Genomic DNA, 14,700 nt, shown 5'->3' with positions numbered 1-14,700 from the left:
TGGAATCTGGAGTCCTGGGAGGAGCAGGAACAGCGCGCCCTCAAGGGGTGGCTCCTGGACCGCATCGAGGCCATGCCGGTGTGGCAGTCCGATGCCCCGGAACTTACCACCTGCGCACGTCTCGCGGATCAACTCTACCACGATGGTGATTTTTTCAAGGTGGCCACCCTCTACCGGGGCCGCAGTGACTTCGACCTCACCGCTCTGGTCACCGAATTGGTTTTGGACGAGGCGGTGCCGTTTCTGCCCATCCTGCGCTACAAGGATTCCGGCCTGCGCAAACGTGCCGCCTGGGAACGCACCTGGGATTTGCAAAGAAAAGCGGACGCCGGCGAAAAGGTGGGCGACATCCCCGTGCCGCCCAAATACGCCGCCGCCGACTTCCAGCAAGCCTCTTTCTGGCGACTGCGCGGCAAGCTGGACGTGCCCAAGGAGCGTTTTGTTCTGTATCCCCATTGTGAAAAGGCCAAGGCCCCCACCCCGGTCATCGCCTGGGCGGGCTGGAACCATCTGCAACAGGCCCTGGCCCTGGCGGGTTATTTCATCAGCATGAAGGAGAACGAGGGTTGGTCCGCCGAGCGACTCACCCCCCTGCTGGCTGGATTGCTGGAGTTGTTGCCTTGGCTCAAACAGTGGCACAATGCGCTGGACCCCACCTTCGATACCGGCATGGGGGACCATTTTGCCGGATTCATTGATGAGGCGATGCATGGATTGGGGCTGACCGAAGCGAAGGTTCGATCCTGGCGTCCACCCCAGGCCGAGCGCCGTCGGAGAGGGGAAAGGAACAGGTCATGAACATTGCCGGACATACCGATTGTTGACGGAGTTGCGGATGGTTCCTCCTCGGCGGATTCTTCTGATCAAACTCAAGCATATCGGCGATGCGTTGCTGGCGACGCCTTTGGCGCGGGTTCTGCGAGAAAATTTTCCCGAGGCGACGGTCTCGTTTCTGGTCATCGGGGCGGCGGCGGAGGTGCTGGAGGGGAATCCCTGGATTCATCAGGTGTGGCGCTTTGAACGGGGGAGCGGCGTTAAGCGGCTGTTGGCACTGTTTTGGTGGCTTTGGCGCTCGCGCTTCGACGTGGTGATCGATCTGTCGGGGGGGGGCGACCGCGGGGCGATCTGCACCTGGATGACCGGGGCAGGCGTTCGTCTGGGACATCTCCTGACCCGGGTTCCCTGGCAACGCAATCTGACCAATCGCCTGGCCTATCATCCGATGCAGCCGGAACCGGGTCATGACCAGCATGCCATCCTGCGCGACCTGGCCCTGGCTGCCCCCCTGGGTCTGCGTCATGATGGCCTGCATGTGACCTTGCCGGTCCTTCCAGCCGCGCGGGAGGCGATTCAAGCGCTGTTGCTTCGCGAAGGGGATGATGGTTCCCGGCCCCTGTGCCTGATCCATGCGACCTCGCGCTGGATGTTCAAATGCCTTCCTCCCGAGACCATGGCGCACGTCGCCGATGCCATGGCCCTGGAATACGGCGCCTTTGTCGTCATGACCGGCGCCGATTGCGCGGTGGAAAAAAAATACCTGACGCGGATCATCGACAACATGAAGACCAAACCCTTGATATTGGCAGGCCATTTCGATCTCAAGGGGATGGCTGCCCTGCTCGATTCCTGCGATTTCTACATCGGCGTCGATACCGCCCCGAGCCATATGGCGGCGGCCCTCGATCTTCCCACCGTGGTCGTGTTCGGTCCGACCAAACCGCATCTTTGGGGTCCATGGCCCAATGGAGTCCAGGCGCAGCCCTATACCCGTGGCGGTGGGGCACAACAGGCTGGAAATCATTGGGTCTGCCGCCTTGACTGGCCCTGCATTCCCTGCGACCGTGATGGGTGCGCGGGGAGCAAGGTGAGTCGGTGTTTGACGGAACTGTCCGTGGCGTTCATCATGGAGATTATCGCCCGACATTGGCTGCGGGCGCTTCAGAGGTTTGCAACAAGGTCCGGGGGGCAATCGGAAAGACGGTTGTCGAAACCGACCATCAAGAAAAATGGAACGGCGGATCATTCTCGGGACGAGGCTGGCTGACCTGGCTCATGTGCGGCATTTGCGGCAAGATTTCTTTCGCGGGCGCGGCGGTCGAACGATCGCGGCTGGAGGCGATGTGTCGGGCCATCGCCCATCGGGGGCCCGATGCCCTTGGGGTGCATGTCGATGGACCCGTTGGCCTGGGACAGACCCGTCTGGCGGTGATCGATCTCAGTGATGCCGCAGTCCCCCCCCTCGGCAACGAGGATGGCACGCTGTGGGTCGTTTTCAATGGTGAAATCTATAATTTTCAGGCGTTGACCGAACAACTGAAACGACGCGGCCACCGTTTTTCCACCCGAAGCGATACCGAGGTCCTGCTGCACCTTTATGAAGACTTCGGCACCGACATGCTTGAGCACCTTCAGGGAATGTTTGCCTTCGCCTTGTGGGATGGAAAACGCCATCGTTTGTTCGCGGCGCGTGATCGATTGGGGGAAAAGCCTTTCTTCTACAGACAGGATGCCCGAGGATTTCTATTCGGTTCGGCCATCCGGGCCATTACCGCCCATGGGGGAATGACGGTCGCGCCCGATTGGATGGCGATCGATCGCTATTTATCCCATCAATACGTCCCGAGTCCGTTGAGCGCTTTCGCGGGGATCGCCAAGTTGCCGCCGGGGCATTTTTTGCTGGTGACGGCGGCGGGAGAAGTGACCCTGCGGCGGTACTGGGCACCGGAACCACAACCTCCCTTCGCCGGCACCGATGGGGAACTTGAAGAAGAACTTTCGCGGCGGTTGCGGGAATCGGTGCGGACGCGGATGGTGGCGGATGTGCCGTTGGGGGCCTTGTTGAGCGGTGGGATCGATTCGGGGACGGTGGTATCGTTCATGGCCGAATCGAGTTCCCGACCGGTGCAGACCTTTTCGCTGGGCTTTGCCGATGAGGCGGGAGGGGGGGAACTGCCCTTTGCCCGGGCCGTGGCGCAGCGTTATGGGACCCGGCATCATGAACTGATCCTGGATTCATCACATCTTGATGGATTGCCCGAACTGGTGCGTCATTACAACGAACCCTTCGCCGATCCTTCCGCCCTGCCGACATGGCATGTGGCGAAACTGGCACGGGGGCATGTGACGGTGGCATTGACCGGGGATGGCGCGGATGAATGTTTTGCCGGATATGCCAACTATGCCCGGGCGATGCGGCGGGCCTGGGGCGATGTTCTGCCAGAGTCGGTGCGTTGGCGGGTGGGGGAAATGATTTCGGGACTGGCGCGGTTGTCGGGACCGGGTCGCCTGGCCGCTTGGATGCATCAACACGCCGTCCGCTTCGGGGGCGTGCTTCCGGAGCGGTTTTTGTCGCGGATGGCCATTTTCAACCACTGGGACAAGGCAATGCTCTATGGTTCGGGAATGCTGGAACATTTGGCGATGGCGCCGCGGATGATGACAGGCCTGCCGCCGGCATGGGATCCGTCCATGAACGGGTGGGAATGGATGATGCGCCATGATCAGAGCAATTATCTGCCCGATTGCCTGATGGTCAAGACCGATGTCGCCTCGATGGCGCACGGTCTGGAACTGCGGGCACCGATGCTCGACCATACATTGGTGACCTTTGCCGCTTCGGTGCCGGAACGATTGAAACATGATGGCCTCGTGGGGAAAAACATTCTTCGCAAGCTGGCTGCGGACCGGTTGCCGGAAGCGGTGGTACACAAGCCCAAAACCGGGTTCGGGATTCCTCTGGCCCGATGGTTGCGGGAAAAGGATGGACAACTGTTGCGGTCGGTATTGTTGACGCAGCGGTCACTGACCCGGGGGGTGTTCGATCCGCTGGTGTTGCGGCGGATGGTGGCGGAGCAGGTGGCGGGAAAGAAAAATCGGGGCAGGCAATTGTGGGCCTTGTTGATCCTTGAACTCTGGTTTCAGGAATTTATCGATTGAAAAAAATGCTCGATAACGCATCGTGGTGCCCTTCATGAAGGCCGATTCGGGATGCGATCGGGACCGACCGGTGGTCGTTTCCTTTCTGGCAACCTTTCTCAGACCCGAGATGCTGCATGTCTATCGTCAGGTCACCTCTCTGGTTGCGTTCGAAGGATGGGTGATCACCCGCAGTCGCCGGCATCCCGAGCTTTTTCCTTTCGAACGATTGTTGATCCTGAAAAAAAGCCCCTGGCGTTTTTTTTCGCGGATCTACCACCGGATGCAACGGCGGCGTGTCCCCATGGATGGCGCCGAAACCAAGGCAATGCGGATCCATGTCGCCAGGGTTCGGGCCGAGGTCGTGCATGTCTATCTTGGCACCGAGGCGGTACGGATCCTTCCCTATCTGGTCCGGGAGACCCGACCGAAGGTGGTGTCGTTTCATGGCGCCGACCTGTCGGACGATTTGACTCAGGATGAGTTTCAACGGTTGCTCGCGGTCACCGACCTGTTTTTGGTTCGAAGCGATTCGCTGAAAGCGGCGTTGGTTCAACGGGGATGTCCCGAACACCGCATCCGCATGAACCGCACCGGGGTTCCCCTTCCGGAACCTTTTGTGGCCCGGATTCCCGAGGGCTTTTCGCGACAACGTCCCTTGCGTTTGTTGCAGGCGTGCCGCTTCGTGGAAAAAAAAGGGTTGGATGTGACCATCAAGGCGCTTTCTCTGCTGCGGGAACAGGGAATGGCGGTGGAACTGACCTTGATGGGGTCGGGTCCCAGGGAAGAGGAATTGAAGCGTCTGGTTCGGGATTTACGGTTGGAGGGGCTGGTCCATTTTCCCGGATTCGTCGATAATCCGACCTTGTTGCAGGCACTGACCCGATACGATGTATTTCTTCATCCCAGCCGGACGACGCCGGGGGGGGATCGGGAGGGGATTCCCAACGCCCTCCTGGAGGCGATGGCCTGGGGGATCCCCAGCATCGCCACCCGCCACAGCGGCATTCCCGAGGTGATCGAGGATGGGGTCAACGGCCTGCTTATCGACGAATCCGAGCCCCAATCCCTGGCCCGGGCCATTCAACGGCTGACCACAGAGCCTGATCTGGCGGCCCGCATTTCCCGCGGGGGACACGAGACCATTCGCGAACGTTTTACCATACAAAAGTGCGTCGCGTCCCTTGAGGAAAGTTATCGACTGGCCATTTCCCTGGCCCGATCCAGGGGCGGTTTCTGATGAACCTGGAAGGTCTTTGAGGTCATGTTCGGCAAAAAGGTCTACAGCACCCTCTTCGCGGGTCTGGGCAATCGTCTCGAAGCCCTGCCGGTCTGTTTTGCCTTTCAGGAATATTTCGGCCATGAAGTCCTGCTCGACTGGCCTGAGTCCGCCGATTTGCGGGTGATCGGCGCCCGTTTTTGCCGCTTGCGTCCGTGGATGAAGCCTGGGGCGATCCGTTTTGCCGCGACCGACCCCGAGGCGTTCGTCCGTGCGGGAGGGCACCGGATCGTGATCCAGAAGGGGTTGTTCGGTGGCATTTCCCGGATCAATCGCAGGCTTTATCGCCAGACCGCTGCCCGGCTGCGGCTCCATCCCCGGCTGTTGCTCGAATTGACCGGGCAGTTTGCGTCGTTGAAGGATTCCATCATGGTCGGGGTCCATATCCGTCGTGGTGATTTTCGCCAGGGGCCCGAGGAAGATCTGTATGACCCGGAGCGGCATATTCATTCCCAGGTGCCGCTTTGGTGGTATGAATATGCCATGGATGCGGTGATGCGGCGCCATGGCAGGGTCACCTTCTATCTGGCCCACAATGGGCTGAAACCCGACGAAATCACCCGTCTTCAAGGGGCGTTTCCCATCCTCCAGGCGCCGATGGATAATCCCTACCGACCCAAACGACACGGACACCAGGCCCAGGCCAATCCGGTGCGTGACCTGTTTGCCCTGGCCTGTTGCCCCATCATCATCGGTACCCCGATGTCGAGTTTTACCCACTACCCCGCCAACGCCCTGGGGCGGGAAACCCTCGTCCTTCTCCCTGTGCGCCGCACCTCCCGCAGTGAACCGCGCATGGGGTACAGCCTGTCGTTTGGTCAGGACTTTCAGACCTGGATGGATACCTGGAATCAGGGGCAGGGGTTTCATGAAGTGACCTCCATGGCCCAACTGCCCGATGTTTGTTATGATCAATCGATCGATTGGTTGTAGATTATTAATCATAATCATGGTTCAGTGAATGAAGCGTCATTCGTTGGCAAAAAATAAAATTATTGTTGCGGACCCTGGTGCCGAGCATTTTCTTTGGAAGATGCCTCTGTTTCGTTTTGCGGTGATCTTTTTTCTTTGGGTGGTCGCGGTTGTCGTTTCTCTGTATCTTGCCAATTTTGTGGCGGGATGGTGGGTCCCCTCGTGGCCGGTTCTGGGTCTGCATGGGGTCGATCCCGGTCTGGGACGTCAGGGTTGGGGACGGGTCCTCGACCTCGAGGCGGGGCAGGGGTTCAATTCGTGGGGACAGCGGGACCGGGAACGGACCGTGAAACCGCTTTCCGGAGTGCGGCGCATCGCTTTTGTCGGCGATTCTTTTCTTGAGGAATCCGCCGCCATTCCCCTTCCCCTGGCGGTCGAGAAAAAACTGGCGCGCCAGGATTGGGAAGTGGTCAATTTCGGGGTGTCGGCAACCGGAACCAGCGATTATTTCTACCGCATCAAAAACATTGTCATCCCCCTGGGGGCGGATGAAATTTTTCTGTTCTTCTATGTCGGTAACGATTTTTCTCCCGACAAACTATCCACCCGGCTCGCCATTTTTTCGACCTATCCCAAGGATTCCATTGCCTCGGAGATGGGGCTTCTGGCCCTGAATCATCTGGTGACCAACCGGCATCGCAATGTTCTGCGGGTATGGCAACCCGGTTCGCGGGAAAACCTGCATGAGCGGGAACAGGCGATGATGCATCGTCTGCGTACCCTGGACGATGCCGGGGTGCGCCGTTTTCTGCTTGATCTTTCCGGGTTCGAGGGCGACCGGAGGGAACGGTTGCGTCTTGTGTTGGCCCGTCCCGAGAGCGAATATCTTTTTTCTGCCTTGAAAACTCCCGATGGCGGTTTGTTTCGCAGTTACATGTTCGAACCCCTGTTCCATTGGGCGGTGGGGGAAGCCTACCGGGAGGAAAAAACCTTGCCCGAGGAACTGATCATGGGAATATATCCCCGGATGCGCGCCATGAAACAGGTGTGTGCCGATCATGGCATCCCCTTTTCGGTGGTTCTGGTCCCCATGGGATTCCATGTCGATCCCAGATATGGCGAGACATGGTCGATTTTTGGCAATCCCCAGGAGTATGGCAGCAACCGGCGTCAGGCATTGCGGGTATTCATGGAACGGTTGCGTGGCGATGGTGTTCCGGTTCATGATCTGACCACGACGCTCGATGGGGTACGGGGGACCTACCTGAACGTCGATGGTCACTGGTCGCCTCGGGGGATCGATCAGGTTGGGGATGAACTTGTCCGGATCCTCCGGGAAAAGCAAGAACGGTGAACAGCCACGCACGGAATGGAATGACGGTCATGACCGGAAATGGGGCGGGTTTCAGAATGAGACGGGGACCGGGGATGGATGGATTCCATGTGGTTTAAACGAATCATCAGCACCCAATACACCGGCCTGTGCAATCGATTGGAGGGTTTGGCGCTTTGTTTTGCCTTCCATGAACTGTTTGGCCATCAGGTTTGCCTCGATTGGCCCGACATCGAAGGATTGGAGGTGGCGGGGGCCCGCCGATGGCGCTATACACCGATGGATAAACTGTTTGGCCGCAAGGTGCGCGATCCCGATGGGACGACCTTTCACCGTCTGGGACGCCATCGGGTATTGATCCAGAGGGGGACGACGGGGGGGGACCAGGGGGTGTTGGACCGGGTGTACCTGCCGACGATGGCACGGCTGCGCCTGAATGCCGCGGGTCGCGAACAACTGCGCCGTCACCTGGGCCGTTCCGATGGGGCCATGCTTGTCGGGGTCCACATTCGCCGGGGCGACTTTCATGGGGAAGAGGGGGATGGCTATGACATCCATGCCACCCGGCATCCCCGGGTTCCTTTGTGGTGGTACATTCACGCCATGGAGCAGGTGCGTTCTCGATTTGGCCATGTGGTTTTTCTTTTGTCGCACAACAACCTGGAGCCTGGGGAAGAGGGACGATTGCGGGAACGCTTCGCCGTCCTGCCGTCACTGGCGGATGGAAGCTACAATGCCCACGGCGGACATGCCGCCGCAACCAATCCTGTCCTTGATCTGTTTGGGTTGGCGTGTTGTCCGGTGATCATCACTACCCCCATGTCCACCTTTTCCCATTTTGCCGCCAATGTATTGGGATCTCCCAGTCTGGCCATTCAACCGCTGCCGGTCATGCAACGCACCGCTCCCGGATTGGGGATCACCACCATTCATGGACATCGCGCTCCCGCCTGGTTTGCCAGCTTGCGCCAGGGGACTGCGTTTCGACCCATCACCGCCGTCGAGGACTTGCCGGATCCGGGTGATCGGGTCAACCTGGACTGGTTGTAGGGCCAAAGCGCACCTTACTGAAAAACGATGTCATGGGACAATGCGATGATGAAGATCAGTCTTGGCATGAACCTTCAATCGGGGGCCTGGGGTGGCGGGAACCAATTCGGCCATTCCCTGAGCCGTTATCTGAAGGATCGGGGTGAAGCGGTCGTTCATGACCTCGGGGACCGCGATCTTGACATCATACTCCTGGTCGAACCCGATGCCCGTCTGCGCATTTCCGCCTACGACCACAAGGCCATCCTGCGCTACCTGCTCTTGAAAAACTCCAAAGCCATCGTGGTGCATCGGATCAACAACACCAGTGAGGCCAGGGACGACGCCGAAAAAAAATTCAACCGGTTTCGCATCCATGCCAACCGGATCGCCGATCATACCGTCTTTGTCAGCGCGTGGGTCCGGGATCGTTATGTCGCGGCGGGATTCGATCCAGCGCGCCCGTCGAGCATTCTCCTCAATGGCAGCGATCAACGGTTGTGGCATCCGGGGGCATCCCGGATCCGGGGGGCGCGGCTCAGGCTGGTGACCCATCATTGGAGCAACCACTGGAACAAGGGGTTTGATGTCTATCAGCGCCTGGATCGTTTGCTGGCCGATCCCCGCTGGGCCTCGCGGATCGAGTTTACCTATATCGGACGTGTGCCGGAAGGGTTTCGTTTTGAGCAGGGACGGCATCTGGAACCCCTGTCGGGAGAGGCGCTGGCGGAGGAATTGCGCCGCCATGATGCCTACATCACCGCATCGAGGCACGAATCGGGGGGGCATCACAACCTGGAGGCGGGCCTGACCGGATTGCCGCTCCTCTATCTGAACAGCGGTTCCATGCCTGAATATTGCCAAGGGTTTGGCATTGAATATTCACCCGAAACCCTGGAAGAAAAATTGGAGGAAATGCTCGCCACCTTTCCCCAATGGACTGCCCGGATGGCTGGATTTCCCCATACCGCCGAACGAATGTGTCGTGGGTATCATGATCTGTTTTGTCATTTACGGGCCGAGCGGGACCAGGTTCTGGCGCGTCGCCGATGGTTGCGGCGGGTCCCCTGGATCTGGACCACCCTGACGGGCCAGGGGGGCCTCGGATGATGTCACCCGCGCTCCCGGGACCAGGGGGTGAATGGCCGGCGCTTCAGAAAGCGATCGAGCGGTCCACCGTTGTCCAACCGGCAACGACCGCGACGCCCATGTCCCGTCTTTTTCGAAGACTGATTCCGGGGGGAAAGGGCCTGGCGAAGACCTCCGTGTTTCCCAACGGCATCTACATTCTGATCTACCACAGTATCGTCGATCCCGACCATCGACAACCCTGGGAAGCGTGTTATCGAAAGGGGGAAACGACCGTGGCTGAATTTCGGGCGCAACTGGAGTTCATGATGACCCGCATGACCCCTGTGGCGCTTGGTGAATTGCCCGGACTTTGGGAGCGGGGCGGACCCGATCGGCCTTGTTTTGCCGTGACGTTCGACGATGGTTTCACCAACAATCTGACCCATGCCCATCCGGTCATCCGGTCGCTGGGATTGAAACCGACGGTATTTGTTTGTTCCGAGTTTGCCGGAGGGAGGCAAAGTTTTTTTCGGGTGTTGGCGGCGCTGCTGGTGGCGCGGGGGCATGCGTCACGATTGGCGGCGGTTCTTGGTTCCATGGCCCCGGAAGTTCGCTGGCCGGAAACGGGGGAAGAATTGTTTGCCCGGATCAAGGACAACTATGTGGCCGATGTGGTCGAAGAGGCGACGACAGCCGTGTTTCACGAGTGCCTGGGGGATCCTGCCGCGTTGCGCATCCATCTGGATTGTGCGGCGGTGGCGGAGCTTGAGCGGGGGGGCTGGGAGATCGGCAACCATACCACCGGCCACCGCCTCCTCGGGCGCCAGACGGCCACGGAGGCGGTTCGGGCCATCGAGGACAACGAATGCTATTGGAAAGAAAAAGGAATCTCTCTGATCGATTTTCTGGCCTATCCGGTCGGTCGCTCGGTGGATGTCGCTCCGGCGGTCGGGGAATGGCTGGAGCGACACCCGAGGATTCATGGGATATTCGCCAATGGTGGGATAAACTTTTCGTTGTGCCGCTCCCAATGGTTGCGATTCAGTCTGGGCAAGCAGACCAGTCCCCAGGGAATCGAACGGATCATACTTCAGCAGATTCAACGTACCCGTCAGGCCCTTGAGTCCTTTGGAGCATGAACGAAAAAAGGGGGCGCCGCTGATTTTGATTTTGTTTTTCCATGCGCCATTTCACCCGAAGCGAATTTCCGCGTGATTTTTGCGGAAATTCGCTCAGGCGCGCGCTCTGGTCCTGGTCTTTTCGCGGTTTTTGCGAAAAGACCAGGACACATTGCAAGTTTCCATCCTGCAATGCGTTTGCCCTTCTTCGCAAAAACCGCGAAGAAGGGCAAACCAAGGCACGCGCCTGCGCGGTTTCTCGCAAAAACCACGCGAGAAACCGCTTCGGGTGAAATGGCGCGTAAAAAACAAAGTCAAAAACAAAATCAAAACCCTGGGGGCAATCCCCCAGACCCCTTTTTTCTTTCAATAATTAAACCTGTAAGGTACTTGGGCAGTTACCATCTCTATTCAATTTGCGATCCACAACCATCATGCATCCGTGCGTTTGCTCAGGGCATCGTACATTCGCCTGACGTTCTTCGATGGCCAAGTCCCTATCGCGCCTTCCTCGATGTCATAAGACGGCATACTGCCCCCGGGGGCGCCGCGATCGGGCACCCCCGGGTTCGATGAACCGGGCAGATCAATGTGGTTGGGCGACAAATTCGACCCGGCGGTTTTTCGCCCGTCCTTGTTTCGACTTGTTGTCGGCGATCGGTTGTTGTTCGCCGAAGGTGGCCACGGAGAGGCGGTCTTTGGCGATGCCATTCTTGATCAAATACTGTTGAATCACCTTGGCCCGGCTTTCCGCCAACTTCTTGTTGGCCTTGTCCTTGCCGCGATTGTCGGCGTGACCATGAATGCCCAGGGTGACGTGGGGATTGTTCTTCAGGACGATGATGAGTTCCTTGAGAACCTTCCGGGCGTCAAGATCGATTTTCGTGCTGCCCGTGCCAAACTGGATGGGACCCGGTTGCCAGCATCCATCGGTGTCCACCTTTGCCCCCGTCGGGGTTTTCAGGCATTTGTCCAGGTGATCCTGAACGCCGTCATTGTCGCCATCGACATTCAAGGGGCATCCGCGCGCATCCACGGTGATCCCCTTCGGAGTTCCAGGGCATTGATCCTGGCTGTCCCGCACACGGTCATCGTCGCTGTCGCCATCGGCCTTTGCGGCCTCGACCGTCGCGGTCGGCGCGCAAAAATAACACTGGGTGCCGGTCGCGGCGATCTGGGCCTTGCCCGCCTGCGGATGCCATTGACGAAATCCCTGATGCATCCAGCCCTCCTGGGCGACAGGGGGGGCACAGGAGGACAGCGCCATGGCCAACGCGCCCATCCCCAATAGCGACAACACTTTTCCTTGTTTCATGGTGGAAACTCCTTGTCCGTTGAAAGTTATTCCTTTAACGGTCCATGCCCTCGGGCCGGACCGCGGGCCACGCTAAGGAATCAGACGGCGCCAGTCACGGTCGTGATCTGGAAATAGCCGCGCCAGATCATGTCGAGGGCAACATACGTGATGATCGCAAGCCCCACCCAGGCGATCCAGGGACGCTGTTGAATCATGCGGGCAATGTAGTTGGCGGCAAAGGCCATCATGATGATGGCAATGACCAGTCCCGCAATCAAAATTCCCGGATGATCCTTGGCCGCTCCGGCGACCGCCAGAACGTTGTCCAGGGACATCGACAGGTCGGCCATGGCCACTTGCCACACCGCTCCCGCCACCGATTTCTTCTCACCCTTTGACATGGCTTCCCGTGCCAACTCCTCTTCGCTCTTCTTGTGCCTGTGCGAGCGGATATCCTTGAACATTTGCCATGCCACGAACATCAATAAAAGTCCGCCGGCCAGGGTCAGACCGATGATCTGCAACAGTTGCGTCGTCACCAGGGCAAAAAGAATACGCAGAATAACCGCCGCCACGGTTCCAAGAATGATCACCTGTTTTCGTTGATGCGCAGGAACCGAAGCCGCAGCCATTCCTACGACGATCGCGTTGTCGCCCGCAAGGACAAGATCGATAAAAACGACCTGGACAAAGGCGGTCAGTTGACTGATCAGTTCTGTTTCCATGATGATTGCCGATCCGGGTTGAAAACACGCGATTGTCGGAACGCCCCTTGATCGGGACTTGCCGATTTCCGGGCCATTGGGTTGAAGGGGAGCGGATGTCTTTATTTCTGGGTTGCATTATTATCATACTCCTCCCGGATTCCGCAATCGCCAAAGAACGGACCCTGATGGCTTCCGACCGCGGCGGGCTTTGGGAACCGACAGGTGTCAATATCCATTCCGGGAGGTAAAGCTTTATGAACCATCCCCTGCTTCTTCGATGGGGACGTTTTGTCACGTCGCGTCTTCGGCGGGCACGGTTGGGGGCCATCCGTCGTTTTCAGGGATTTGACGCCCTGGAACTTCACGATTTCCTGGTCCGCCTGGGATTGGGACCGGGACAGGTGGTGATGGTCCATTGTTCCTGGGACGGGTTTGCAGGATTCTCCGGGACTCCAAGGGAGCTGATCGGCCTGTTGCAGCGGGTGGTGGGTGAAGAGGGAACCCTGTTGATGCCGACGCTTCCCTTCACTGGCCTCGCCCGCGATTGGGCCGAGGGGGGAACGTTGTTCGATGTCCGGCGTACCCCGAGTCAAATGGGACTGGTGACCGAACTGTTTCGCAGAAGCCCAGGGGTCGTCCGCAGCCTTCATCCGACCCATCCTGTCGCCGCCTGGGGGCGCCATGCCCAGGCGTTGATCCAGGATCATCAACGCTGTCTCACCCCCTGCGGCCAAGGTTCTCCATATGCTCGAATGTTGGCGTTCAAGGGGCAAAACCTTCTGCTTGGGGTCGATATTCGGGCTTTGACTTTCTTTCATGCCGTCGAGGAAATCATTCGCCCATTGCTTCCCTTCGACCCGTTCACCAGGGAAACATGGACTCTTGAAAGCCGCGATGCCCAGGGAAATCGGTGCTTCACGACAACCCATCTGTTCGATCCCGACCTGTCTCGCCGCCGGGATTTGCGTCTGATCGTGCCCGATCTGATTGACCGGGGGTACTACAGGACGGGTGCCTTGCATCGCCTCCAGGCCATTCTCCTGGGGTGCGGGGAGGTCCTTGAAACCCTGGAACAACTGGCCCGTGAAGGGCGTACCTGTTATCGAAAATAGACATTCCATTCCTGAAACCAAGGCAAGGGGTCTCGGGAGGATGGCGGATCGGATGGAAGAAAAGGATTGCGACATGACCTCCGGACCCGGGGACCCGGCCACCGTTGCCCGCCATTCGCCATCGACGCGGCACGATCCCGTGGTGCAGACCGAATCGATTCTCGGGTTTCCCGTGACCCGGATGCCGCTTGACGCCTGCCTTGAACAGATTCTTTCCTGGTCGGAGGATTTGGCGAAATCACACTATTTTGTCTGTGCCAATCCGCATTCGCTCATGGTGGCCGAGGGCGATGCCGGATTTCGTCGGGCCATTCTCGATGCCGACCTGATCGTTCCCGACGGCGTTGGCATTTCATGGGCTTCCCGTCTTCTGGGGGGATCCATCCGCGACCGGGTGACGGGGACCGATCTGTTCATGGCCATCAATCGGGCCTTGTCGGGGTTGCCGACGGGGCGGTGTTTTTTCCTCGGCGCGACCCCGGACACCCTGGAACGGATCCGGATGGAGATGGAAAAGCAATTTCCTGGAATCCATGTGGTGGGATGGTACGCCCCCCCCTTTTCGGCCCGATTCGATCACGAAGAAAATGAACGGATCCTTCGGGCCATCAAGGAGGCCCGTCCTCATGTGCTTTGGGTCGGACTGACCGCCCCCAAACAGGAAAAATGGATCCATGAACACCGGCATCGTCTCGATGTACCCATCATCGGCCCCATCGGCGCGGTTTTTGACTTTTTTTCCGGGAGGGTCCATCGTTCCTCCCCGTTCTTTCAACGGTTGGGGTTGGAATGGTTGCCGCGCCTGATTCGCAATCCCCGTCGTCTGTGGCGTCGGACGGTCATTTCCGCGCCACGGTTCCTTTGGAAGGTGGCATGTCAACGGTTTTTTTTATTCCGTGGCCACATCAAAGGAAGGTAGGAAAATGA

General features: G+C 58.8%; 13 protein-coding genes. 11 read left to right on the top strand and 2 right to left on the bottom strand.

The genetic code is table 11. The features are described from left to right. The 9 genes from HQL76_04105 to HQL76_04065 all read left to right on the top strand — a co-directional run. The coding region (locus HQL76_04105; GenBank protein MBF0108341.1) for a restriction endonuclease at positions 1 to 798 on the top strand (798 nt) is incomplete at its 5' end. Between the two features lie 37 nt (positions 799 to 835). Further along, complete coding sequence (rfaQ, locus tag HQL76_04100) at positions 836 to 2,044, top strand: putative lipopolysaccharide heptosyltransferase III (GenBank protein ID MBF0108340.1); 1,209 nt, start codon at positions 836 to 838, stop codon at positions 2,042 to 2,044. 8 nt (positions 2,045 to 2,052) lie between these two features. After that, the gene (asnB, locus tag HQL76_04095; GenBank protein ID MBF0108339.1) at positions 2,053 to 3,936 is read left to right on the top strand and encodes an asparagine synthase (glutamine-hydrolyzing); all 1,884 of its coding nucleotides are present in this window, start codon (positions 2,053 to 2,055) and stop codon (positions 3,934 to 3,936) included. 34 nt (positions 3,937 to 3,970) lie between these two features. Then, positions 3,971 to 5,155, top strand: coding sequence for a glycosyltransferase (locus HQL76_04090; protein MBF0108338.1), 1,185 nt, complete (start codon positions 3,971 to 3,973; stop codon positions 5,153 to 5,155). Positions 5,156 to 5,179: 24 nt separating this feature from the next. Continuing rightward, positions 5,180 to 6,127 carry a hypothetical protein gene (locus HQL76_04085; GenBank protein MBF0108337.1) on the top strand — a complete coding sequence of 316 codons (948 nt, stop codon included), beginning with the start codon at positions 5,180 to 5,182 and terminating at the stop codon, positions 6,125 to 6,127. A 100-nt stretch (positions 6,128 to 6,227) separates the two neighbouring features. After that, positions 6,228 to 7,460 carry an SGNH/GDSL hydrolase family protein gene (locus HQL76_04080; GenBank protein MBF0108336.1) on the top strand — a complete coding sequence of 411 codons (1,233 nt, stop codon included), beginning with the start codon at positions 6,228 to 6,230 and terminating at the stop codon, positions 7,458 to 7,460. 87 nt (positions 7,461 to 7,547) lie between these two features. Beyond that, the gene (locus HQL76_04075) at positions 7,548 to 8,489 is read left to right on the top strand and encodes a hypothetical protein (protein MBF0108335.1); all 942 of its coding nucleotides are present in this window, start codon (positions 7,548 to 7,550) and stop codon (positions 8,487 to 8,489) included. A gap of 45 nt (positions 8,490 to 8,534) precedes the next feature. Beyond that, positions 8,535 to 9,578 (top strand): hypothetical protein, encoded by a 1,044-nt coding sequence (locus HQL76_04070; GenBank protein ID MBF0108334.1) that lies wholly within the window; start codon positions 8,535 to 8,537, stop codon positions 9,576 to 9,578. Further along, positions 9,575 to 10,678, top strand: a complete 1,104-nt coding sequence (locus HQL76_04065; GenBank protein MBF0108333.1) for a polysaccharide deacetylase family protein — start codon at positions 9,575 to 9,577, stop codon at positions 10,676 to 10,678. Before HQL76_04070 ends, HQL76_04065 begins: the two co-directional genes overlap by 4 nt. 565 nt (positions 10,679 to 11,243) lie before the next feature. Here HQL76_04065 and HQL76_04060 read toward each other — a convergent pair. Together HQL76_04060 and HQL76_04055 are read right to left on the bottom strand one after the other, a co-directional pair. Then, the gene (locus HQL76_04060) at positions 11,244 to 11,972 is read right to left on the bottom strand and encodes an OmpA family protein (protein ID MBF0108332.1); all 729 of its coding nucleotides are present in this window, start codon (positions 11,970 to 11,972) and stop codon (positions 11,244 to 11,246) included. Positions 11,973 to 12,052: 80 nt separating this feature from the next. Beyond that, the gene (locus tag HQL76_04055) at positions 12,053 to 12,679 is read right to left on the bottom strand and encodes a YjbE family putative metal transport protein (protein MBF0108331.1); all 627 of its coding nucleotides are present in this window, start codon (positions 12,677 to 12,679) and stop codon (positions 12,053 to 12,055) included. Positions 12,680 to 12,915: 236 nt separating this feature from the next. Here HQL76_04055 and HQL76_04050 point away from each other — a divergent pair, with 236 nt between their 5' ends. Together HQL76_04050 and HQL76_04045 are read left to right on the top strand one after the other, a co-directional pair. Further along, the gene (locus tag HQL76_04050) at positions 12,916 to 13,773 is read left to right on the top strand and encodes an AAC(3) family N-acetyltransferase (GenBank protein ID MBF0108330.1); all 858 of its coding nucleotides are present in this window, start codon (positions 12,916 to 12,918) and stop codon (positions 13,771 to 13,773) included. Between the two features lie 73 nt (positions 13,774 to 13,846). Then, complete coding sequence (locus HQL76_04045) at positions 13,847 to 14,692, top strand: WecB/TagA/CpsF family glycosyltransferase (GenBank protein MBF0108329.1); 846 nt, start codon at positions 13,847 to 13,849, stop codon at positions 14,690 to 14,692. Positions 14,693 to 14,700 lie beyond the last annotated feature (8 nt).

The organism is Magnetococcales bacterium (assembly GCA_015228815.1).
Lineage (GTDB): Bacteria > Pseudomonadota > Magnetococcia > Magnetococcales > UBA8363 > UBA8363.
The sequence above is the reverse complement of the archived record's forward strand: the minus strand, read 5'-3'. Positions and strand labels throughout refer to the sequence as shown.

Excerpts from the sequence above, each read along its gene's own strand:
- HQL76_04080 (MBF0108336.1), top strand. The coding sequence starts at position 6,228 with ATGCCTCTGTTTCGTTTTGCGGTGATCTTTTTTCTTTGGGTGGTCGCG.
- asnB (MBF0108339.1), top strand. The coding sequence starts at position 2,053 with ATGTGCGGCATTTGCGGCAAGATTTCTTTCGCGGGCGCGGCGGTCGAA.
- HQL76_04085 (MBF0108337.1), top strand. The coding sequence starts at position 5,180 with ATGTTCGGCAAAAAGGTCTACAGCACCCTCTTCGCGGGTCTGGGCAAT.
- HQL76_04065 (MBF0108333.1), top strand. The coding sequence starts at position 9,575 with ATGATGTCACCCGCGCTCCCGGGACCAGGGGGTGAATGGCCGGCGCTT.
- HQL76_04045 (MBF0108329.1), top strand. The coding sequence starts at position 13,847 with ATGACCTCCGGACCCGGGGACCCGGCCACCGTTGCCCGCCATTCGCCA.
- HQL76_04055 (MBF0108331.1), bottom strand. The coding sequence starts at position 12,679 with ATGGAAACAGAACTGATCAGTCAACTGACCGCCTTTGTCCAGGTCGTT.
- HQL76_04090 (MBF0108338.1), top strand. The coding sequence starts at position 3,971 with ATGAAGGCCGATTCGGGATGCGATCGGGACCGACCGGTGGTCGTTTCC.
- HQL76_04075 (MBF0108335.1), top strand. The coding sequence starts at position 7,548 with ATGTGGTTTAAACGAATCATCAGCACCCAATACACCGGCCTGTGCAAT.
- HQL76_04070 (MBF0108334.1), top strand. The coding sequence starts at position 8,535 with ATGATGAAGATCAGTCTTGGCATGAACCTTCAATCGGGGGCCTGGGGT.
- HQL76_04060 (MBF0108332.1), bottom strand. The coding sequence starts at position 11,972 with ATGAAACAAGGAAAAGTGTTGTCGCTATTGGGGATGGGCGCGTTGGCC.
- HQL76_04050 (MBF0108330.1), top strand. The coding sequence starts at position 12,916 with ATGAACCATCCCCTGCTTCTTCGATGGGGACGTTTTGTCACGTCGCGT.
- rfaQ (MBF0108340.1), top strand. The coding sequence starts at position 836 with ATGGTTCCTCCTCGGCGGATTCTTCTGATCAAACTCAAGCATATCGGC.